The following is a 21,662-nucleotide window of genomic DNA, read 5'->3' as shown; positions in this document are numbered from 1 at the left end:
CTCGGGGACGTCCGTCTGGTCGCCGAAGACCTGGGGCGAGGCGACCGGCAGGTCGGCGTACCAGTCGTAGAAGGACAGCATCGTGCCGCCGATGAGCTGGGTGAACCGGGCACCCGAGGCGTGCGAGACCATGGACATCGCCGGGATAGGGGAGAAGCCTGCGACCCGGTCAGGGCCCCACTTCGCGATCGTGTGGACGTAGGCCGCCGCGATCATCTCGACCGCCTCGTCCCAGGTCGCGCGCACCAGGCCGCCCTTGCCGCGCGCGGACTTGTAGGCCTTGGCGCGCAACGGGTGGTCGACGACGTGGGCCCAGGCGGCGACCGGGTCACCGCCGGTCTCCTGCTTGGCCTGGCGGTACATCTGGAGCAGCACGCCGCGGACGTAGGGGTAGCGCACCCGAGTGGGGGAGTAGGTGTACCAGGAGAACGCCGCGCCGCGGGGGCAGCCACGCGGCTCGTAGTCGGGCCGGTCCGGTCCGGGCGACGGGTAGTCCGTCTGCTGCGCCTCCCAGGTGATGATCCCGTCCTTGACGTAGACCTTCCAGGAGCAGGAGCCGGTGCAGTTCACCCCGTGGGTGGAGCGGACGACCTTGTCGTGGCTCCACCGGTCCCGGTAGAACTCGTCGGCCTGGCGGCCGCCGACCTTGGACAGGGTGCGCAAGTCCTCCGAGACCGTGCCGCGGGTGAAGAACCGGCGGGTCCGGACGAGGGCATCGCTCAGAGGGCCGTCGAGGCCTCCCGTCGCGGCTCCACGGTGCTGGGTGGTCATCGCGCTCCTTCCTGGTGGGCGGCGCCGCCCAGTCGTCGGACGAGGGTGAGGGTCAGCAGGAGGGCGAGCGCCGCCGCGACGGCCAGCAGCCACAGCCCGATCGCATAGGAGTCGGTGCGGCCGTAGATGTAGCCCATCAGCAGCGGCGGGGCGAAGCCCCCGAGCCCGCCCGCTGCACCCACCAGTCCGGTCACGCCGCCCACTCGGGCCGGCTCGGTGACCTGCGCGATGAGGCCGAAGGTCGCGCCGCTGGAGGCGCCCAGCGCGGCGGCCATGAGGAGGAAGACGATGGTGCCGCCCGGATGCAGCGGCGGGGTGCCGGCGGCGATCGCCGCGCAGACCACGACCACCGCGAAGCACACGGCCAGCACGGCCACCGCGCCGATCCGGTCCGCGAGCCATCCGCCGACGGGGCGCATGATCACCGCGACCACCACGAACCCGGCCATCCGGTTGGACGCGTCGGCCGCCGTGAGCCCGTGTGCGGTCTTGAGGTACGCCGGCAGGTAGACCGAGAACGCGACGTACCCGCCGAAGCCGACGGCATAGAGCACACACGCCTGCCAGGTGATCGGCAGGCGTGTGTCGCGGGCGATGCGGGTCATGAGCGGCGTCGTCGGTGCGACCCGGCCGGGGGCGTCTCGGAGCACCAGCCACGAGACGACGGCGTACACAGCGAGCGCCGCGGCGGTGATGACGAAGGGGGAGTGGTGACCGAGGCCGTCGTAGAGCTTGACGGTGGTGAGGGCGCTGATCGCCGTTCCGCCCATCCCGGCGCCGAAGATGCCGACGGCGAGGCCGCGCCGGGCCGGCGGGAACCACGCGTTCACGAACGGCACGCCGACGGCGAACGCGGTGCCGCCGATGCCGAGGAAGAAGCCGCCGACGAGGAGCAGGGCGTAGGAGTTCAGCGCGAGGAAGCCGACGAAGAGGACCGGCACGATCGTGGCGGCCGAGACGAGCGGGAACATCACCCGACCGCCGAACCGGTCGGTCAGCGCGCCGATCGGAATGCGCCCCAGGGAGCCGACGACCACCGGCACCGCCACGATGAGGGCCACGTCGGACTCGCTGATCGTGCCGAGGTTGCCGCGGTCGCGGAACACGGGACCGAGCGGGCTGATCAGCGCCCAGGCCCAGAAGTTGACCGCGAACCCGACGGTGCACAGCACGAGCATGACCATCGGTGAGGGCCCCGCCGATGGCACCCCACCGTCCGCCGAGACCCCTGAGGAACGCTGGAAACCTGCCTCCGAGGAGGATTGCCGAGCAGTGCGCATCGTTGTCTCCCTTGAACGGGTCAGGTGACCCACACACGGACCGATGAGGCTGGAGCGCTCCTCATGTTGCCCTAATTTTGCCGTTTTGTGTTGACCTCGTGCGCCCGCATCGGCGAACCGGTTCGCGTCGTGGACGCCTGCGTTCCTAGACTTGGGGCCTGCGCCGACCAGGCGAATCACGCGCGAAAGGCAGTCTCAGACACTCATGTCGGGCCCGAACACCGATTACGACCCCGTCGAGGTCACCCCGTTGAAGGCGGAGGAGGTCGAGGCCGCACGTGACGCCGCGCTGGCCGCCATCGAGCAGGCCACCACGCTCGCCGAGCTGAAGCAGGTCCGCCTCGACCACGCCGGCGACCGCTCCCCGCTGGCGCTCGCCAACCGTGAGATCGGCGCCCTGCCTCCGCAGGCCCGCAAGGAGGCCGGCCAGCGGGTCGGCCAGGCCCGCGGCGCGGTCAACCAGGCGCTCGCCGCGCGCCAGGCGGTGCTCGAGGCCGAGCACGAGGCGCGGATCCTCGTCGAGGAGACCGTCGACGTGACGCTCCCGACCGATCGCCGACCCGCAGGTGGGCGGCACCCGCTCACCACCGGCGCCGAGCTCGTCGCCGACATCTTCGTGGCCATGGGCTGGGAGGTCGCCGAGGGCCCGCTCATCGAGGCGGAGTGGCTCAACTTCGACGCCCTCAACCTCGGTCCCGACCACCCGGCCCGCACCACCCAGGACACCATCTGGACGGCGCCGGCGGAGAACCACGTCGTGCTCCGCACCCAGACGAGTCCCGTGCAGGCGCGCACGATGCTGACTCGGCAGCCCCCGATCTACATCGTCGCGCCGGGGCGCGTCTTCCGTGCCGATGAGTACGACGCGACCCACAGTCCGATGTTCCACCAGGTCGAGGGCCTCGCCATCGACGAGGGCATCTCGATGGCCCACCTCAAGGGGACGCTCGACCACTTCGCCTCGCAGATGTTCGGCGAGGGCATCGCGACGCGGTTCCGGCCGTCGTACTTCCCCTTCACCGAGCCCTCCGCCGAGGTCGACCTGACCTGCTTCGTCTGCCGCGGCACCGGCCTGGCCGCCGGTGGCAGCGACAAGTGCCGTACCTGCAAGGGCGAGGGCTGGATCGAGTGGGGCGGCTGCGGGATCGTCAACCCGCGCGTCCTGACCGCCTGCGGCATCGACAGCGAGCGCTACTCCGGCTTCGCCTTCGGGATGGGCATCGACCGGACCCTGATGTTCCGGACCGGCCTGAGCGACCTGCGGACCCTCTTCGAGGGCGACGTCCGCCTCACCACTGCATTCGGCTCTGCCGTCTAGAAAGGGAGCTCTGAACGATGAAGGCCCCCGTCTCCTGGATCAAGGAGTACGTCGACCTGCCTGCCGAGGTCACCACCGAGGCTCTCACCGACCGGCTGACCGCGCTCGGCCTCAAGCTCGAGGCGATCGAGACCACGGGTGAGGGGATCTCCGGCCCGTTGGTCGTCGGCCAGGTGCTCACGATGGAGCCCGAGCCGCAGAAGAACGGCAAGACCATCAACTGGTGCACCGTCGACGTCGGCGACGCTAACGGCACCGGAGAGCCCCAGGGCATCGTCTGCGGCGCCCACAACTTCAAGCCCGGCGACAAGGTCGTCGTGGTGCTCCCCGGCGGGGTGCTGCCCGGCGGCTTCGAGATCTCCGCGCGCAAGACCTATGGCCACCTCTCGGCGGGCATGATCTGCTCGGCCCGCGAGCTCGGTCTCGGCGAGGACCACGAGGGGATCATCGTCCTTCCCGCCGACGCGCCCGCGCCGGGCACGGACGCCCGCGAGGCCCTCGGCCTCGGCGAGGAGGTCATCGAGTTCGAGATCAACCCTGACCGCGCCTACGCGCTCTCGCTGCGCGGCATCGCGCGTGAGGCGGCCTTGGGCTTCGGGGTGCCGTTCACCGACCCCGCGCAGCGCGACGTGCCGCCGGCCAACGAGGATGGCTACCCGGTCCGGATCGCCGACCCCGAGGGCTGCCCGGTCTTCGTCGCCCGGACGATCACGGGCTTCGACCCGGCCGCCCCGACGCCGGCCTTCATCGTCGACCGACTCAAGGCCGTCGGCGTCCGCTCGATCTCGCTCGCGGTCGACATCACCAACTACGTGATGTTCGAGCTCGGGCAGCCGATCCACGCCTACGACCGCGCCAAGCTCCAGGGCCCGATCGTCGTCCGCCGCGCCGAGTCGGGGGAGAAGCTCACCACGCTCGACGACGTCGTCCGCGAGCTCTCGCCCGAGGACCTGCTCATCACCGACGATTCCGGCCCGATCGGATTGGCCGGCGTCATGGGCGGTGCCTCGACCGAGATCTCCGCGACCACCACCGACCTCGTCATCGAGGCGGCCAACTTCGAGCCGACCTCCATCTTCCGCACCGAGCGGCGCCACAAGCTGCCGTCCGAGGCGAGCAAGCGGTTCGAGCGTGGGGTCGACCCGCTCCTCCCGTCTCTGGCTGCCGACCGCGTGGTCGAGCTGCTGGTGGAGTACGGCGGCGGCACGGTCGACGAGGGGGTGACGGTGGCCGGTGGCTTCCCGACACCGCGCACCATCACCATCCCGGTCGACCTGCCGGCCCGGATCTCCGGGATCGACATCGACGCGGCCACCACCGTCGCGAACCTCGAGGCGATCGGCGCCCGCGTCACCGTGGAGGGCGACGCGCTCACGGCGACCGTCCCGACCTTCCGGCCGGACCTCAACGACCCCTACGACCTCGTCGAGGAGGTCGTCCGGATCGTCGGCTACACCGAGGTGCCCAGCGTTCTGCCCAGACGGGCGACCGGTCGCGGTCTGACGCGCGCGCAGCGGCTGCGCCGCCGGATCGGCCGCACCCTCGCCGGTGCCGGCCTCGTCGAGGTCGTCAGCTTCCCGTTCGTGGGGGAGCAGGACTTCGAGGCGCTCGGTCTGCCGGCCGACGACATCCGCCGTCGCACCGTGGGGCTCGCCAACCCGCTGAGCGCCGAGGCGCCGGCGTACACCACGACGGTGCTGCCGGGTCTGCTCCAGGCCGCGGCGCGCAACCTCGGTCGGGGCCAGGACGGGGTGGCCCTCTTCGAGACCGCCACCGTCGCCTTCCCGACCGATCAGGCGGCACCGATCTACGGCGTCGACCGGCGCCCGAGCGACGAGGAGCTGGAGAAGCTCCTGGAGGCGATCCCGACCCAGCCGCTCCACCTGGGCGTCGTGCTCGCCGGCGAGCGCGAGCGCGCGGGCTGGTGGGGCGAGGGCAGGCAGGCCGGCTGGGCCGACGCGCTCGAGGTCGTGCGCGGCCTCAGCGCCGAGCTCGGCGTGACCCTCGAGGTCGCGAACGCCACGCTGATGCCGTGGCACCCCGGCCGGTGCGCGGTGGTCCGCGTCGACGGTGAGGAGCTCGGCCATGCCGGCGAGCTGCACCCCAACGTCTGCAAGGCCTACGGCCTGCCGGCGCGTAGTGCCGCGATCGAGATCGACCTCGACGTGCTGATGAGCAGGACGCGCGAGGTCGTGCCCGGTCCGGTCTTCTCCACCCTCCCGGTCGCCAAGGAGGACGTCGCGCTCCTCGTCGACGACACCATCACGGTCGCGGCCGTCGAGGCCGCGCTCCGCGAGGGTGCCGGCGACCTCCTGGAGTCGCTCCGCCTCTTCGACGTGTACGCCGGCGAGCAGCTCGGCGCGGGCAAGAAGTCGCTCGCCTTCGCGCTGCGATTCCGCGCCCCCGATCGCACGCTCACGGCCGAGGAGACGGCCGCAGCCAGGGACGCGGCCGTCGCGAAGGCCGTCGAGCTGACCGGAGCTGTGCAACGCTGACCTGCGCGAGAGGTCACTCGTTCCTCGCGAGAGGTCGGTGGTTCTCGCCGAGAAGTCACTTCGTCCGATCGAGAGGTCATCGGTGACCCGTCTGGAGCTGCTCGACCGCGTCGCCTGGGACGGGAGGTCCGTCCCGGGCGAGCGGACGCACGCACTGCTCCGCGCACTCGCCGAGGCCGGGCCGCGAGGCCTCTCGGAGGACGCCCTCGTCGAGGAGGTCTGGGGCGGTGACACCCCGGCCAACCCGGGCAAGGCGCTCCAGGTCGTCGTCTCACGGGCCCGGTCGGCGACGAGCCCCGAGGCGATCGAGCGCACCGCCCGGGGCTACCGGCTCGCACTGGGTGTCGAGGACGTCGACGTCTGGGCACTCCGCCCGGCCGGGCTGCGGCTCGCCGCCGAGGGACGGTACGCCGAGGCGCTGCCGCTCCTCGAGCAGGAGGCCCGCCGTGAGGCGATCCCGGACGACGAGGTCGTCGGCGCGCTGCTGCGCGCGGTCGCGGCCGTCCACGGCGTCCCGGCCGCACTCGAGCGGTTCGAGACCTATCGCACCGGGATCGCGGACGCGCTCGGCGTCGACCCGAGCCCGACGCTGCGAGCCCTCCACCAGGAGCTGCTGGCGCGCGACCGGCCCGTCCGTTCCGGCCTGGTGTACGACGCCACCTCGCTCATCGGACGTGAGGCGGACATCGCCGCTGTGTCGGCGCTGCTGCGCACGTCCCGGGTCGTGACGATCCTCGGCCCCGGTGGTCTCGGGAAGACCCGGCTCGCGCAGGTCCTCGCCCGGACCGCGGAGCAGCCGGTCGTCCACTTCGTCGAGCTCGTCGGGGTCACCTCCCCCGACGACCTGATCGGCGAGGTGGGGTCGGCGCTCGGGGTCCGCGACTCGGTTAGCGGGCGGCGCGTCCTGACACCGGAGCAGCGCGCCGACGTCCGCGCCCGGATCGCGCAGCAGCTCGAGCAGGCGCCGGCGCTCCTCGTGCTCGACAACTGCGAGCACATCGTCGGAGCGGTGGCGGACCTGACGGCCTTCCTCGTCGCCGCCGTGCGCGACCTGCGGGTCCTGACGACGAGCCGTGCCCCGCTCGCGATCGGCGCGGAGCGGGTCTACGCCCTGGGGCAGCTCGACCGTCAGGACGCGATGGAGCTTTTCCGTCGGCGGGCGACGGCCGCGCGTCCCGGCGTGACGCTGCCCGACGACACGGTGGCGGAGGTCGTGTCCCGGCTCGATGGGCTCCCGCTCGCGATCGAGCTCGCCGCGGTCAAGATCCGGGTCATGTCGGTCGAGGACGTCGCCCACCGGCTGTCGAACCGCTTCGCGCTCCTGCGCGGCGGTGACCGGAGCGCGCCCGACCGCCATCAGACCCTCCTGGCGGTGATCGACTGGTCGTGGAACCTGCTCGGGGAGCGGGAGCGCCGTGCGTTGCGACAGCTCTCGGTGTTCCACGACGGCTTCACCCTCGACGCGGCCGAGTCGATGCTCGGGCCGGAGGCGCTCGACGCGCTCCAGGAGCTCGTGGACCAGTCGCTGCTCACCGTCGTCGACGCGGGCGCGAGCGCGCGCTACCGCATGCTCGAGACGGTGCGCGAGTTCGGCCGGATGCAGCTGGTCGACGCGGGGGAGGAGGGCGCGGCTCGCGCCGCCCAGCGCGCCTGGGCGACGGCGTACGCCGACCAGCACGCCGACCGGATCTTCAGCGTCGACCAGCCGGCCGCCATGGACGCCATCCGCGCCGAGGAGTCGAATCTCGCCGACGTGCTGCGCCAGGCGCTCGGCGATGCCGACCCGGCCGCCGCCGTACGCCTCTATGTCGCGCTGGCGGCGTTCTGGTCGATCAGCGGCGACCACGCCCGCGTCGTCGTGCTGGTGCGCGCGCTGACCGAGGTGCTCGGCGACTGGACGCCGCCTGACGAGCTGCTCGAGCGGACGCGGCTCGCGCTCGCGCTCGCGATGTTCAACGGCACGATCACCGGGGCGCCCGAGGCGGCGGTGCTCCGCGACCGGCTGGAGACCCTGGGCGCCACGTCTGCGAACCCGCCGCTGCGCGCCCTCATCGCCGTGCTCATGACGGTCGCGGACCCTGCGGGCGGGGACGCGCGGGCGCGCATCGACGCCCTGCTGGAGGACCCCGACCGGCGGGTCCGTGCGCTGGGCTACCAGTTCGTCAGCCACGAGCGGGAGAACTCCGGCGACCCCGAGGCCGCGATGCAGGCCGCCACCCGGGCGCTCGAGCTCGCGACCGACGAGGACGGTCCGTGGACCACGGCGATGCTCCACACCCAGCTCTCGGGCCTGCACGCGCAGTTCGGCGAGGTGGAGCAGGCGGCCGAGCTCGCCCGGCGTGCGCTCCCGGTCCTCGAGCGCCTCGGCGCGGTCGACGACGCGCTCCAGCTCAAGGCGGTGCTCGCCGTCGCAGCGCTCGACCGGGGCCGGGTCGAGGAGGCCGAGCGGCTCGTCGACGAGATTGCGACGATGAGCCCGCGAGGAGGGTTCGGCACCATCGGCACGATGCTCAGCACGCGCGGCCAGATCGCCCTGGCGCGCGGCGAGGTCCGGGCCGGGCTCGACCTGCTGCGCGCCGCGCTCGACGAGACCCGCCAGGTGCGCTTCCCGTCGATGCGCGACGCGGACCTCGCCCCGTGGGTCGTCTACGCCGAGGCGATGGTGCTGACGACGTACGCCCGCTACGGCGAGGGCGACGACGGCGCCGACCTCTATGCGGAGATCCTCCGCAAGGCACCCGCGGCGCTCGAGCCGCAGCGGCTCTTCCTCGACTACCCCGTGGCGGGCGTGGCGCTCTTCGCCATCGGCCTGTGGGGGCTGCTGCGTGAGGCGCTCCCGCCGAAGGAGGCGGTGCGTCTGCTCGTCATCGCCGACCGGTTCGCCTACAACCGGTTCTCCCCGACGATGCGCTGGGAGAAGGCCGTCGAGGATGCCGAGCGGCTCGCGCCCGGTGTCCTCGACGACCTGGAGAAGGAGTACGGCGACCGCCGCGGCCCCGCCCTGCTGGACGAGGCACGCGACGTCGTCGGTCACATCTTCCGGCTGTAGGACCTCACCGACAGCGGCAGGAAGATCGCGACGACGACCGCACAGCCGAGCAGCGCCCACGCCACGTTGGCGGTGACCTGGCCCTGGTTCATCAGGTCACGGGTCGCGTTGATGACCAGCGTGACCGGGTTGACGTTGACGAACGCCTGGAGCCAGCCGGGCATCGTCTTGGCCGGCACGAAGGCTGGGGAGAGGAAGGTCAGCGGGAACATGATCATCATCGAGATCCCCTGGACGGCCTGCGCGCTGCGGGCGATGGTGCCGAACCAGGTGAAGATCCACGCGAGCGACCAGCCCGCGACGATGGTGAGCAACCAGCCGGCCAGGACGCCGAGGACGCCGCCGCCGGGGCGGTAGCCGATCGCGAGCCCGACCAGGACGGTGAGCGTCGCGGCGGTCATGTAGCGCACGAGGTCGGCCAGCGCTGGGCCCGCAAGCGGGGCGATCCGCGCGATGGGCAGCGACTTGAAGCGGTCGAAGACGCCCTTGTCCATGTCCTCGCGCAGCTGGATGCCGGTCGCCATACAGGCGGTCAGCGACGTCTGGGCGAGGATCCCGGTGATGACGATCGGCAGGTAGTCCTTCACCGATCCCGAGATCGCGCCGCCGAAGATGTAGGCGAACATCGCCGTGAACAGCAGGGGCTGGATCGTCACGTCGAAGAACTGCTCCGGGTTGCGGCTCATCTTCTTCAACGCGCGCCAGGCCATCGCGAAGGTCTGGTCGAGGGTCTCGCGCAGGCCCGGGCGTGCGCTCAGCGGGCGGTCAGGGCTGTGGACCGGCGCGCCGCCGGCGGCGGGGAGCAGGGTGGTCATACGGCGACCTCCTCGGTCTCGGTCTGGTCGGTCTCCTCGGTGTGCCGGCCGGTGATCGCGAGGAAGACCTCGTCGAGCGTCGGCTGCGCGACGTTGGCCGTCGAGATCCCGAGGCTCGCCTGGCGCAGCGCGATCAGGACGTCGGCGGCCCGGTTGGCGTCGGGCAGCGGCACGTTGAGGCCGCCGGCCTCGGGGGTGAGGACCGGCTCCTCGCCGAGCACGTTGGTGACGAGCTGTGCCGCCATCGCGGTGTGGCTCTTGTCGGTGAGGCGGATCTGCAGCGTGGAGCTGCCGACGCTGGCCTTGAGCTCGCCGGAGGTGCCCTCCGCCACCTTCGCGCCGCGGTCGATGACCGCGATCCGGTCGGCCAGCTGGTCGGCCTCGTCGAGGTACTGCGTCGTCAGCAGGATGGTCGCGCCCTGGGCGACGAGCTCGCGGATGGTGTCCCACATCTGCCCGCGGGTCCGCGGGTCGAGGCCGGTCGTCGGCTCGTCGAGGAAGATGAGCGGAGGGCGGGCGATGAGCGAGGCGGCCAGGTCGAGCCGGCGCCGCATGCCGCCGGAGAAGTTCTTGATCTGGCGGGACGCGGCCTCCTCCAGGCCGAAGCGCTCCAGGAGGTCGGCGGCGGTCCGCTTGGCGGCCGAGCCGGAGAGACCGAGCAGCCGGCCGAAGAGGTAGAGGTTCTCGGTGGCGGTGAGGTTCTCGTCGACCGACGCGTACTGGCCGGTGACCCCGACCATCTGGCGGATCTGGTGCGGCTCCGTGGCGACGTCGACGCCGAAGATGGTGGCGCTGCCCGCGTCGATCGGCAGCAGCGTGGCCAGCATCTTGAGGGTCGTGGTCTTGCCCGCGCCGTTCGGTCCGAGGACGCCGTACACCTCGCCCCGGCGGATCTCGAGGTCGATCCCGTCGACGGCGCGCACGGCGTTGGATCCCTTGGCGCCGAAGCTCTTGACCAGACCCCGTGCCTCGACTGCCAGGTCGGTGGCAGTGGTGGGTGCAGAAGAGTTCATGCCACCAGGGTGGGGCATGGCGGTTTCACTCCGCCTTCATGGCGGTTTCAGCGGCGGGCCCGGGGTGTCGGGGTCGAGGACGCCGGCGCCGCGGGCTCACCGCGACAGCCGCTCCAGCACGTCGTCGAGGTCGTCCCCGACGACCAGTGCGTCGACCTTCTCGTGGTCCATGAAGCCCGCGTCCGCGATCCGGTGCATCAGCTCGACGAGCGGGTCCCAGAAGCCGCCCACGTTGAAGAGCCCGACCGGCTTGCCGTGGAGCAGGAGCGTCTGCCAGGTCCACACCTCGAAGAGCTCCTCGAGCGTGCCGAGCCCGCCGGGCAGTGCGAGGAACGCCTCGGCCCGGTCGGCCATCAGCGCCTTGCGGTCGTGCATGCTCTCGACGACGACCGTCTGCACGCCCGCGTCACCTTCGACCCGCCCCCACTCACGCTCCACCATGAAGCGCGGGATGACGCCGTAGACCCGGCCGCCGCCGTCGATCACCCCCTGGGACACGCGGCCCATCAGGCCCGCGCCACCGGCGCCGTACACAAGCTCGATGCCGCGCTCGGCGAGGCCACGCCCGACGTCGTACGCCGCGTCCCTGAGCGCCGGGTCCTTGCCGTCACGGGAGCCGAGGAACACCGCGAGTCTCGAGATCACCGCGGCAGGCTATCGATGCCGGGTCGGCCGTCCCGGCAGGCGGTCTGTCACGGGCGAGCTCTCGAACTCGGGCGATCTCGGGCGAGCTCGGTCGGCCTCAGTCGATCGGCTGGCGCAGCACCGCGCGGAGATGGTCGAGCGCGGCCTCGTCGCCGCTCAGGTCGACCTCGGCCGCCGAGCGGTGCCACAGCCACGCGTCCAGGGTGCCCGCGTCGGCGGTGACGACAGCAGCCGCGACGGCGCCCGGCTCCTCGACGACGTGCAGGTCTGGCTGACCATCGATCCGCTCGCCCTCCGGCGGCTGGCCCGAGAAGAGCCCGAGCTGCACCCACACCGACGTGCCGACGTCGGGCATGCGGAACTCGACGTGCCGGGGGAGCGGGTCGAAGGTGCCCCAGGGTGGGAGACCGCCGTACATCACCGCGAGGCACTCGGCCACCCCGTCCGCGGCGAGGGTGGGATCCAGTGCGGTCACGTCGCCGGTCGTCAGCTCCGCATCGAGCCGGTGGATGAGCGCCTCGTGCGCCTGGCGCCGAGCGATCCACCCGACCCGGTGGTGGCCGGGGTCGGACGACCAGCTCCAGGCCTCCTCGGTCGGGTCCGCGGCCGCCAGCGCCCGCGGCAGCCCGTCGAGCCCCTGGTCGTAGAAGGACAGCAGCCCGTCGTACGTCGCCGGCCGGTCCGGCTCCTGGTAGGCGTCGGGCCCCGCCGGTCTGTCGACGACCATCGCCGTCCACCAGTGCTGCACCTCGCCGAGGTGCCAGAGCAGGTCGGCCGCCGTCCACGCCGGGCAGCTCGGGACCGGGGCGTTCGGGTCGCAGTCGGCGAGGAGCTCGCGGAAGCGCACGGAGTCGGCGCGCATGTGGGCGAGATACTCGGGGTAGGGAAGTTGGGCCATCCTGTGACGGTAGCCGCCGTCCGCGCGTCCATGAACCGGACGGTTTGCACAAGGTCATGCATGGTCATGTATATTCATGCATATGACCACGAAGCGCGTTGCCGTCGCCGGAGCCAGTGGATATGCCGGAGGGGAGCTCCTTCGCCTCCTCCTGGGCCACCCCGAGGTCGAGATCGGTGCGTTGACGGCGGGCAGCAACGCGGGGGAGCGGCTCGGCACACTCCAGCCTCACCTGCTGCCGCTGGCCGACCGGATCCTGGAGGAGACCACGGTCGAGACACTCAGCGGTCACGACGTCGTCTTCCTGGCGCTGCCGCACGGCCAGTCGGGCGCGCTCGCCGCCCAGCTGCCGGAAGGCACGGTCGTGATCGACTGCGGCGCCGACTTCCGGCTCGCCGACGCGGAGGCCTGGGAGAGGTTCTACGGCAGCGACCACGCCGGCACCTGGCCCTATGGTCTGCCCGAGCTCCCGGGCCACCGGGAGAAGCTCGCCGGGACGAGCCGGATCGCCGTCCCCGGCTGCTACCCGACCGTCTCGACGCTCACCCTGGCCCCCGCGGTGCACGCCGGCATCGTCGAGCCCGAGGTCGTCGTGGTGGCCGCGTCCGGCACGAGCGGCGCCGGGAAGAGCCCCAAGGCCCACCTGCTCGGCTCGGAGATCATGGGCAACGCCAGCGCGTACGGCGTCGGCGGCGTCCACCGGCACACCCCGGAGATCACCCAGAACCTCTCCGCCCTCACCGACGGCACCGTGTCGGTCTCGTTCACCCCGCTCCTCGTGCCGATGCCGCGCGGGATCCTCGCCACCTGCTCGGCGCCGCTCAAGGCCGGTGTCACGGCCGAGGACGCGCGCGCCGCCTACGAGAAGGCGTATGCCGACGAGCCGTTCGTCCACGTGCTGCCCGAGGGCCAGTGGCCCCAGACCCAGTCCGTCCTCGGCTCGAACGCCGTCCAGATCCAGGTGACCGTCGACGAGGCCGCCGGCCGGCTCGTGGCCGTCGGCGTGATCGACAACCTCACCAAGGGCACCGCCGGTGGGGCGATCCAGTCGATGAACCTCGCGCTGGGGCTCGACGAGACCACCGGCCTCACCGCCGTCGGGGTCGCGCCGTGACCGTCCCGGGCTTCGCCGACGCCACCGACGGCGACCTCGCGGTCCTCATCGCCGACGGCCCTGCACAGGCGGCCGGTGTCTTCTCCGGTGAGGCCAACGCCGTCCTGTGGACCCGCCAGGTCGTGCACGACGGCGGGCTGCGCGTCGTTGTCCTCGACCCGCGCGTCGCGGACGACGACCTCGTGGTCGGTCCGGCGGGCTTCCAGCACGTGCACGCCGTGGCCGAGCAGGTCGCCGAGCGCCACGGCATCGGCGCGATCGACGTCGCCGTCCTGCCCGGGCCCGCGCACCCGCCCGTGTGTCGGGAGTACGCCGGCTGCCGGCTCGCGGCGCTCGCGACCGACCACGGCGTCGTACTCCTCACGGACGGGGCGCTCCCCGCGCCCGACCTTGCGGCGGCGCTCGCGCAGGCACTGGACTCGGTCCCGTGGGCCGAGCGCGGGGCGCTGCTCCTCGCCAGCGGCGCCTCGGCGATCCGGCCGGGTGTCGCCGACCTGGCCGCCGCGCTCGCCGACCTCCTCGACTCCCTCCCGACCCCCGCGTCCACCTCCTCCCACGAGAGCACCGTCCACGCCTGATGAGCACGATCGACCTCGACACCGTGTCCCACAATCCCGGCAAGCCCGACCCGGCGAAGGCCCGCACCCTCGCCGCGGCGCTGCCCTGGCTGAAGCGCTACCACGGCAAGATCGTCGTGGTGAAGTACGGCGGCAACGCCATGACCGATGAGACGCTCAAGCAGGCGTTCGCCGAGGACATCGCGTTCCTCCGCTTCGCCGGGTTCAAGCCGGTCGTCGTCCACGGCGGAGGCCCCCAGATCTCGACGATGCTCGGCCGGCTCGGGATCGAGTCCGAGTTCCGCGGCGGGCTCCGCGTGACCACCCCCGAGGCGATGGACGTTGTCCGGATGGTGCTCGTCGGCCAGGTGCAGCGCGAGCTCGTCGGACTGATCAACTCCCACGGCCCGCTCGCGGTCGGCCTCTCGGGCGAGGACGCCGGCCTGTTCACCGCCGAGCCGGCGAGCACCGTCGTCGACGGCGAGGAGGTCGACCTCGGTCTGGTCGGCGAGGTGGTCGGCGTACGCCCCGAGTCCGTGCTCGACATCATCGAGGCCGGCCGCATCCCGGTGGTGTCCAGTGTCGCGCCCGACGCCGACGGGACGGTCTACAACGTCAACGCCGACACGGCGGCCGCGGCCCTGGCCGTGGCGCTGAAGGCCGAGAAGCTCCTCGTCCTGACCGACGTGGAGGGTCTCTACCTCGACTGGCCGGACCCGGAGGAGGTCATCGGCGAGATCAGCCCCGAGGCGCTCGAGGAGATCCTGCCGACGCTGGCGTCGGGGATGATCCCCAAGATGGCCGCGTGCCTCAACGCAGTGAAGGGCGGCGTGACCCGCGCGACCGTCGTCGACGGTCGCGAGCCCCACGCCGTCCTGCTCGAGCTCTTCACCGACGAGGGTGTCGGCACCCAGGTGCTCACCGGCGTCGAGACCAAGACCCGCAAGGCGAGGGAGATCGCGTCATGACCGACCCGACCATCAGCGAGCGCTACGTCGGCGCCCTCATGAACACGTTCGGCCCGCCGAAGCTGGCGCTCGTCCGCGGTGAGGGAGCCCACGTCTGGGACGAGAACGGCAAGGAGTACGTCGACTTCCTCGGCGGCATCGCCGTCAACGCCCTCGGCCACAACCACCCGGCGCTCGTCGCGGCCGTCACCGAGCAGCTGAGCACCCTCGGTCACATCTCGAACTTCTTCACCAGCGGCCCGCAGGTCGAGCTCGCCGAGAGGCTGCTCGCCCTCGTGCCCGGTGGTGAGACCGGCCGGGTCTTCTTCGCGAACTCCGGCACGGAGGCCAACGAGGCGGCCTTCAAGCTGACCCGCAAGACGGGACGCACCAAGCTCGTCGCCGCGTCCGGCGCCTTCCACGGGCGCACCATGGGGGCGCTCGCGCTCACGTCCAAGGAGGCCTACCGCGCGCCGTTCGAGCCGCTGCCGGGCGACGTCACGTTCGTCCCGTACGGCGACGCCGAGGCGCTTGCCGCGGCGGTCACGGACGAGACCGCCGCGATCGTGCTCGAGCCGATCCAGGGGGAGGCCGGCGTCATCGTGCCGCCCGCGGGCTACCTCGCGAAGGCGCGGGAGATCGCCGACGCGCGCGGCGCCCTGCTCTGGCTCGACGAGGTGCAGTCCGGCCTGGGCCGGACCGGTCGGATGTTCGCCCACGAGGACAGCGGCGTCGTCGCCGACATCGTCACCCTCGCCAAGGGTCTCGGCGGCGGTCTCCCGATCGGCGCCTGCCTCGGCCTCGGTCGCGCGGCGACGCTCTTCGAGCCCGGCAACCACGGCACCACCTTCGGGGGCAACCCGGTGGCCTGCGCCGCGGGTCTCGCCGTGCTCCGCACCATCGAGGAGGAGGGTCTACTCGAGCACGTCACCGTCCTGGGGCAGAAGCTTCGTGACGGTCTGGCCGCCGACCCGCGCGTGAGCGAGGTCAGCGGCGAGGGCCTCTTCATCGGGGTCGTCCTGCCCGAGGGCAACACCGCCACGGTCGCCGCGAAGGCGCTCGAGGCCGGCTTCATCCTGAACAACGCCACCCCGGACCGGATCCGTCTCGTGCCGCCCCTCGTCGTCACCTCGGACGACGTCGAGGCGCTGCTGAGCGCCTGGCCGGCCATCCTCGACCAGGCCCACGAAGAGGGACGCCCATGACCCGCAGCTTCCTCCGCGACGACGACCTGACCCCGGCCGAGCAGGCCGAGGTCCTCGCGCTCGCGGCGGCGATGAAGGCAGACCCCTACGCCACCAAGCCGCTCGCCGGCCCGGTGACCGTCGCGACGATCTACGACAAGCCCACCCTGCGCACCCAGGCCAGCTTCTCCTCCGGCATCGCCGAGCTCGGCGGCCACTCGATGGTCGTGGACGGTCGCCTCGCCGGCATCGGCGCACGCGAGTCCGTCGCCGACGTGGCGCGCGTGCTCGGGCGCCAGGCCGGCGCGATCGTGTGGCGCACCTTCGCCCAGTCCGCGGTCGAGGAGATGGCGGCGTACGCCGGCGTCCCGGTCGTCAACGCGCTGACCGACGACTTCCACCCCTGCCAGCTCCTCGCCGACCTGCTCACCCTCCGCGAGCACAAGGGCAACGACGGGGCCGAGGAGGGGCAGAGCCTCGCCGGGCTCACGGTCGCGTTCCTCGGTGACGCCGCCTGCAACATGGGCAACTCGTGGGCCCTCGCCGGCGCGATGGCCGGGATCCACGTGCGGTTCGGTGCGCCCGAGGGCTGCACCCCCGCCCCGGAGGTCCTGGACCGGGCCGAGGAGATCGCCGCCACGACGGGCGGCAGCATCACCCTCGACACCGATCCGCTCAAGGCGGTCGCGGGCGCGGACGTCCTCGTCACCGACACCTGGGTCTCGATGGGCAAGGAGGAGGAGAAGGCGGCGCGCGAGGCGCTCTTCGGCCCCTACGCACTGACCGCGGAGCTCGTCGACCACGCCGCCCCGGACGCCGTCGTGATGCACTGCCTGCCGGCGTACCGCGGCAAGGAGATCGCCGCCGAGGTCCTCGACGGCCCGCGCAGCGTCGTGTGGGACGAGGCCGAGAACCGTCGCCACGCGCAGAAGGCGATCCTCGCCTTCCTCTGGGAGAGGCGATGACCGAGCAGGCGCTGCGCCCGGCGACCAAGAACGCGCGCCACCAGCTGATCGTCGAGCTGGTCGGCACGCGCGAGGTGCGTTCCCAGAGCGAGCTCGCCGACCTCCTCGCCGGCCATGGTGTCCAGGTCACCCAGGCGACGCTCTCCCGGGATCTCGTCGAGCTCGACGCGGTGAAGGTGCGAGCGGGCGCCGGTGCGCTGGTCTACGCCATCCCGGGCGAGGGCGGCGACCGGCGCGCGATCGCGCCCGGCGCCTCCACGGCGGCCCGCCTCCGGCTCGCGCGGCTCTGCGCCGAGCTCCTGGTCAGTGCCGACGCGAGCGCCAACCTCGTCGTCCTGCGTACGCCGCCGGGCGCCGCCCAGTTCCTGGCCTCGGCCTTCGACAAGGCGGAGTTCCCTGACATCCTCGGCACCATCGCCGGTGACGACACGGTCCTCGTCATCGGCCGCGACCCGCAGGGTGGCGACGAGCTCGCGAAGCGCTTCCTCGGCCTCGCGGACCAGTCGCCGCTCGACCACGACACGATCATCACCAGAGCCGAGTCGACTGCCGGATCCCCGGCCGGCTCCGGCACCACCACGGAACAGGAGTAAGAGAGCAACGTGAGCAAGGTCCTGACGTCCCTTCCCAAGGGCGAGCGTGTCGGCATCGCCTTCTCGGGAGGGCTCGACACCTCCGTGGCCGTGGCGTGGATGCGCGCCCAGGGTGCGGTCCCGTGTACCTACACCGCCGACATCGGGCAGTACGACGAGCCGGACATCTCCGGCGTACCCGGTCGTGCCCTGGAGTACGGCGCCGAGATCGCCCGCGCGATCGACATCAAGCCGCAGCTGGTCGAGGAGGGCCTCGCGGCGATGGCCTGCGGCGCCTTCCACATCCGCTCGGGCGGCCGCGCCTACTTCAACACCACGCCGCTCGGTCGCGCCGTCACCGGCACCCAGCTGGTCCGTGCGATGCACGAGGACGGCGTCGACATCTGGGGTGACGGGTCGACCTTCAAGGGCAACGACATCGAGCGGTTCTACCGCTACGGTCTCCTCGCCAATCCCGAGCTGCGCATCTACAAGCCCTGGCTGGACGCGGAGTTCGTCACGCAGCTCGGCGGTCGGGCCGAGATGAGCCAGTGGCTGGTCGACCACGGTCTGCCCTACCGCGACTCCAAGGAGAAGGCCTACTCCACCGACGCCAACATCTGGGGCGCCACCCACGAGGCCAAGACCCTCGAGCACCTCGACGTCTCGCTCGAGACGGTCGAGCCGATCATGGGCGTGAAGTTCTGGGACCCGAGCGTGGAGATCGCCGCCGAGGACGTCACGGTGCGCTTCGAGGCCGGTCGCCCGGTCGCGATCAACGGCCGGGACTTCCCCGACGCGGTAGCGCTCGTCATGGAGGCCAACGCGATCGGCGGTCGTCACGGGCTCGGCATGTCCGACCAGATCGAGAACCGCATCATCGAGGCGAAGTCGCGCGGCATCTACGAGGCCCCCGGCATGGCGCTTCTCTGGGCCGCCTACGAGCGCCTGCTCAACGCGATCCACAACGAGGACACGATCGCCAACTACACCGCCGAGGGGCGTCGTCTCGGCCGCCTCCTCTACGAGGGCCGGTGGCTCGACCCGCAGGCGCTCATGCTGCGCGAGTCGATCCAGCGCTGGATCGCCTCGCTGGTGACGGGCGAGGTCACGTTGCGGCTGCGCCGCGGTGAGGACTACACGATCCTTCGCACCGACGGCCCGGGGCTCTCCTACCACCCCGACAAGCTCTCGATGGAGCGGACGGAGAACGCCGCCTTCGGCCCGACGGACCGGATCGGCCAGCTGACGATGCGCAACCTCGACATCGCGGACTCGCGCTCGAAGCTCGAGCTGTACGCCGGCCAGCCGCTCGACCAGGGCCAGGTGCTCGTCGAGCACGGCACCCTGTTCGGTGCCCTCCCCGCCGGTGGTGCCGACCAGATCGCCCGCAACCCGGAGGCCGAGGAGGAGCCGGGCGACGAGGCCCTCGACGCTGCGGCGATGGAGTTCGGGACCGACTGATGTCCGATCAGACCTCCGAGCTGAGCACCACCAACGAGGGGAAGCTCTGGGGCGGCCGCTTCGCCGGCGGGCCGTCGCCGGAGCTCGAGGCGCTCTCCCGCTCCACCCACTTCGACTGGCGCCTCGCGCTCTACGACCTCGCCGGTTCCCACGCCCACGCGAAGGCCCTGGGCGCCGCCGGGCTGCTCACCGCCGATGAGGAGAACGAGCTCCACCGCGGGCTCGACGTCCTTGCCGAGCGCTACACCGCCGGGACCCTGCGTCCGGCGGCCTCCGACGAGGACGTCCACGGCGCCCTCGAGCGTCTCCTCATCGAGGAGGTCGGTCCCGACGTCGGCGGCAAGCTGCGCGCCGGTCGGTCGCGCAACGACCAGATCGCGACGCTCTTCCGGTCCTACCTCCTCGACCACCAGCGGGTGGTGAGTGGTCTCGTCCTCGACCTCGTGGACGCGCTCGCCCAGCAGGCGGAGGCCAATCTCGGCGCGATCATGCCGGGGCGCACCCACCTTCAGCATGCCCAGCCGGTCCTGCTCTCCCACCACCTGCTGGCGCACGCCTGGGCCTTGCTACGCGACGTCGATCGGCTGGGGGACTGGCACGACCGTGTCGTCGCCGACTCGCCGTACGGCAGTGGCGCCCTCGCCGGTCAGAGTCTCGGCCTCGACCCGGAGCTCGTCGCCCGCGAGCTCGGCTTCACGGGGTCGACAGCCAACTCCATCGACGGTACGGCGTCTCGCGACTTCGTCGCCGAGTTCGCCTTCGTCTGTGCGCAGGTCGGTGTCGACGTGAGCCGGATCGCCGAGGAGGTGATCCTCTGGGCGACGAAGGAGTTCGACTTCGTCACGCTGCACGACTCCTGGTCGACCGGCTCGTCGATCATGCCGCAGAAGAAGAACCCCGACATCTCCGAGCTGGCTCGCGGCAAGGCGGGTCGGCTGGTCGGCAATCTCACGGGACTCCTCACCACGCTCAAGGCGCTCCCGCTGGCCTACAACCGCGACCTGCAGGAGGACAAGGAGCCGGTCTTCGACTCGCTCGACACGCTCGAGGTGCTGCTGCCGGCCTTCACCGGCCAGATCGCGACGCTCGTCTACAACACCGAGCGTATGGCCGAGCTCGCACCGCAGGGGTTCTCCCTGGCGACCGACATCGCCGAGTGGCTGGTGCGCGAGGGGACGCCGTTCCGGATCGCGCACGAGCTCGCAGGTGCCTGCGTCCGCGCCGCCGAGGATCGCGGGGTCGAGCTCGCGGACCTGACCGACGAGGAGTTCGCCGCGATCTCGTCGGCGCTCACTCCGCAGGTCCGTCTCGTCCTCACCGTGGAGGGCTCCGTAGCGTCCCGCAACGGCCGCGGCGGCACCGCCCCCGAACGCGTGCGCGAGCAGCTCGACGAGCTGCGCGCACGGATGGCGGTCTTCCGGGAACGCCTCGCGTGACATCCGTCGAGGAGGCGCTCGCGGGACCTGTCGAGCAGGTCGCGCCGCGCCTCCTCGGCGCTCTGCTGACCCACGGGGGCGTGACCCTGCGGTTGACCGAGGTCGAGGCGTACGCCGGTCCGACGGACCCGGGTTCGCATGCCTACCGCGGCCGGACGCCGCGCAACGACGTCATGTTCGGGCCGCCCGGGCGGATCTACACCTACTTCACCTACGGCATGCACGTGTGCGCCAACGTGGTGTGCGGTCCCGAGGGAGAGGCCTCGGCCGTCCTGCTGCGGGCGGGCGAAGTCGTGACGGGGATGGAGCAGGCCCGCTCGCGCCGCCTCGGCGCCTCCGACCGCGATCTGGCGCGCGGCCCGGCGCGGCTGTGCCGGGCACTCGACCTCACGCTCGCAGACAATGGCGCCGCCCTCGGCCCTGGCGGACCGAGCCTGGAGCTCCGGGCGTGTGCCGGACCGGTCTCGTCCGGCCCACGCGTCGGACTGCGCGGTGCGCCGGAACGCCCCTGGCGCTTCTGGATCGCGGGGGATCCGACCGTCTCGGCCTACCGGCCCGCGAAGGGCCGGCGCCGACCGGACTGAGTGCGCGGCGGCGCCCGGCCGGAGGCTCCTGGACGTGCCTCGGTCGGGCTTCCGGCGGAGGCCGCGAACCGGGAGGGAGCCTCGATTTGATGCGTCCGGAGGCGGTGTGTAATGTTCTTCCTGTCGCCGCGAGCGGGGCCGACGAGTCGGGCCGAGAGGCCGAACCGATCGGGTTTCGCACGCGCTGACAGGTTCGGGAAGTTCGAGAACGCTGGGCGAGTCCGCCGAGTTGACGAGGCTGACCCGGACCGCTAAGTTAACGCAGGTTGCCTCGACAGCAAAGACCGGCTGGTTGGTGCGTCGTGTGTGTGTGATTCTTGAGAACTCAACAGTGTGTCAAATAGTCGACGAATTAGTTTGTTTATGCCCCGTCTTCTGTGTTTTGTGATGCAGGGGATGGTTTCTTTGACAATTGATTCTGGCAAGTTTTTTTGTCAGTGTCTCCTGTCGGGTATCTTCTCTTCCGCGCATGGCTTTTGGGTTGTGTGTGGTGTTGTTTTTCAACGGAGAGTTTGATCCTGGCTCAGGACGAACGCTGGCGGCGTGCTTAACACA

19 protein-coding genes are annotated in these 21,662 nt (G+C 71.7%); 12 read left to right on the top strand and 7 right to left on the bottom strand.

All coding sequences use genetic code 11. The features are described 5' to 3' along the window. Both AB3X52_RS18540 and AB3X52_RS18535 read right to left on the bottom strand, forming a co-directional pair. The coding region (locus tag AB3X52_RS18540; protein ID WP_367995588.1) for a molybdopterin-dependent oxidoreductase at positions 1 to 771 on the bottom strand (771 nt) is incomplete at its 3' end. Then, complete coding sequence (locus AB3X52_RS18535) at positions 768 to 1,955, bottom strand: MFS transporter (RefSeq protein WP_367995587.1); 1,188 nt, start codon at positions 1,953 to 1,955, stop codon at positions 768 to 770. The genes AB3X52_RS18535 and AB3X52_RS18540, both read right to left, overlap by 4 nt. A 301-nt stretch (positions 1,956 to 2,256) precedes the next feature. Between AB3X52_RS18535 and pheS the strand changes: the two genes are divergently transcribed. The 3 genes from pheS to AB3X52_RS18520 all read left to right on the top strand — a co-directional run bounded on the left by pheS (position 2,257) and on the right by AB3X52_RS18520 (position 8,913). Next, positions 2,257 to 3,369: a phenylalanine--tRNA ligase subunit alpha gene (pheS, locus tag AB3X52_RS18530; protein ID WP_367995586.1), complete on the top strand. Its 1,113-nt coding sequence runs from the start codon at positions 2,257 to 2,259 to the stop codon at positions 3,367 to 3,369. Positions 3,370 to 3,386: 17 nt separating this feature from the next. Then, positions 3,387 to 5,864 carry a phenylalanine--tRNA ligase subunit beta gene (gene pheT, locus AB3X52_RS18525; RefSeq protein WP_367995585.1) on the top strand — a complete coding sequence of 826 codons (2,478 nt, stop codon included), beginning with the start codon at positions 3,387 to 3,389 and terminating at the stop codon, positions 5,862 to 5,864. A gap of 82 nt (positions 5,865 to 5,946) precedes the next feature. Next, a complete protein-coding gene (locus AB3X52_RS18520) occupies positions 5,947 to 8,913 on the top strand; it encodes an ATP-binding protein (RefSeq protein WP_367995584.1) in 2,967 nt (988 codons plus the stop codon). Here AB3X52_RS18520 and AB3X52_RS18515 read toward each other — a convergent pair. From AB3X52_RS18515 to AB3X52_RS18500, 4 genes are all read right to left on the bottom strand, one after another. Continuing rightward, positions 8,895 to 9,728 carry an ABC transporter permease gene (locus AB3X52_RS18515; protein ID WP_367995583.1) on the bottom strand — a complete coding sequence of 278 codons (834 nt, stop codon included), beginning with the start codon at positions 9,726 to 9,728 and terminating at the stop codon, positions 8,895 to 8,897. The genes AB3X52_RS18520 and AB3X52_RS18515 overlap by 19 nt on opposite strands. Continuing rightward, the gene (locus AB3X52_RS18510) at positions 9,725 to 10,741 is read right to left on the bottom strand and encodes an ATP-binding cassette domain-containing protein (RefSeq protein WP_367995582.1); all 1,017 of its coding nucleotides are present in this window, start codon (positions 10,739 to 10,741) and stop codon (positions 9,725 to 9,727) included. Before AB3X52_RS18510 ends, AB3X52_RS18515 begins: the two co-directional genes overlap by 4 nt. Positions 10,742 to 10,837: 96 nt before the next feature. Next, entirely contained in the window at positions 10,838 to 11,386 is a 549-nt protein-coding gene (locus tag AB3X52_RS18505) for an LOG family protein (RefSeq protein WP_367995581.1), read from the bottom strand. 97 nt (positions 11,387 to 11,483) lie between these two features. Continuing rightward, a complete protein-coding gene (locus tag AB3X52_RS18500) occupies positions 11,484 to 12,284 on the bottom strand; it encodes a maleylpyruvate isomerase N-terminal domain-containing protein (protein ID WP_367995580.1) in 801 nt (266 codons plus the stop codon). Positions 12,285 to 12,360: 76 nt separating this feature from the next. Between AB3X52_RS18500 and argC the strand changes: the two genes are divergently transcribed. Genes argC through AB3X52_RS18455 form a run of 9 tightly spaced genes read left to right on the top strand, consistent with a single transcriptional unit; the run spans position 12,361 to position 21,107 of the window. Then, entirely contained in the window at positions 12,361 to 13,398 is a 1,038-nt protein-coding gene (gene argC / locus AB3X52_RS18495) for an N-acetyl-gamma-glutamyl-phosphate reductase (RefSeq protein WP_367995579.1), read from the top strand. After that, positions 13,395 to 13,976, top strand: coding sequence for a hypothetical protein (locus AB3X52_RS18490; protein WP_367995578.1), 582 nt, complete (start codon positions 13,395 to 13,397; stop codon positions 13,974 to 13,976). The genes argC and AB3X52_RS18490 overlap by 4 nt, the downstream gene beginning before the upstream one ends. Continuing rightward, positions 13,976 to 14,923 (top strand): acetylglutamate kinase, encoded by a 948-nt coding sequence (gene argB, locus AB3X52_RS18485; protein ID WP_367995577.1) that lies wholly within the window; start codon positions 13,976 to 13,978, stop codon positions 14,921 to 14,923. Before AB3X52_RS18490 ends, argB begins: the two co-directional genes overlap by 1 nt. Further along, entirely contained in the window at positions 14,920 to 16,107 is a 1,188-nt protein-coding gene (locus AB3X52_RS18480; protein WP_367995576.1) for an acetylornithine transaminase, read from the top strand. Before argB ends, AB3X52_RS18480 begins: the two co-directional genes overlap by 4 nt. After that, positions 16,104 to 17,051, top strand: coding sequence for an ornithine carbamoyltransferase (gene argF / locus AB3X52_RS18475; protein ID WP_367995575.1), 948 nt, complete (start codon positions 16,104 to 16,106; stop codon positions 17,049 to 17,051). The genes AB3X52_RS18480 and argF overlap by 4 nt, the downstream gene beginning before the upstream one ends. Continuing rightward, the gene (locus AB3X52_RS18470; RefSeq protein WP_367995574.1) at positions 17,048 to 17,644 is read left to right on the top strand and encodes an arginine repressor; all 597 of its coding nucleotides are present in this window, start codon (positions 17,048 to 17,050) and stop codon (positions 17,642 to 17,644) included. Before argF ends, AB3X52_RS18470 begins: the two co-directional genes overlap by 4 nt. Positions 17,645 to 17,653: 9 nt before the next feature. Beyond that, a complete protein-coding gene (gene argG / locus AB3X52_RS18465) occupies positions 17,654 to 19,087 on the top strand; it encodes an argininosuccinate synthase (RefSeq protein ID WP_367995573.1) in 1,434 nt (477 codons plus the stop codon). Then, positions 19,087 to 20,523, top strand: coding sequence for an argininosuccinate lyase (gene argH / locus AB3X52_RS18460; protein ID WP_367995572.1), 1,437 nt, complete (start codon positions 19,087 to 19,089; stop codon positions 20,521 to 20,523). Before argG ends, argH begins: the two co-directional genes overlap by 1 nt. After that, positions 20,520 to 21,107 carry a DNA-3-methyladenine glycosylase gene (locus tag AB3X52_RS18455; protein ID WP_367995571.1) on the top strand — a complete coding sequence of 196 codons (588 nt, stop codon included), beginning with the start codon at positions 20,520 to 20,522 and terminating at the stop codon, positions 21,105 to 21,107. Before argH ends, AB3X52_RS18455 begins: the two co-directional genes overlap by 4 nt. A gap of 336 nt (positions 21,108 to 21,443) precedes the next feature. Here the strand turns inward: AB3X52_RS18455 and AB3X52_RS18450 are convergent. Further along, positions 21,444 to 21,662, bottom strand: a 219-nt coding sequence (locus AB3X52_RS18450; protein WP_367995570.1) for a hypothetical protein, incomplete at its 5' end; no start/stop codon positions are given.

Origin of the sequence: Nocardioides eburneus (assembly GCF_040838215.1) — a bacterium.
Taxonomy (GTDB): Bacteria; Actinomycetota; Actinomycetes; order Propionibacteriales; family Nocardioidaceae; genus Nocardioides; species Nocardioides eburneus.
This window is presented reverse-complemented; position numbering and strand designations above follow the sequence as displayed.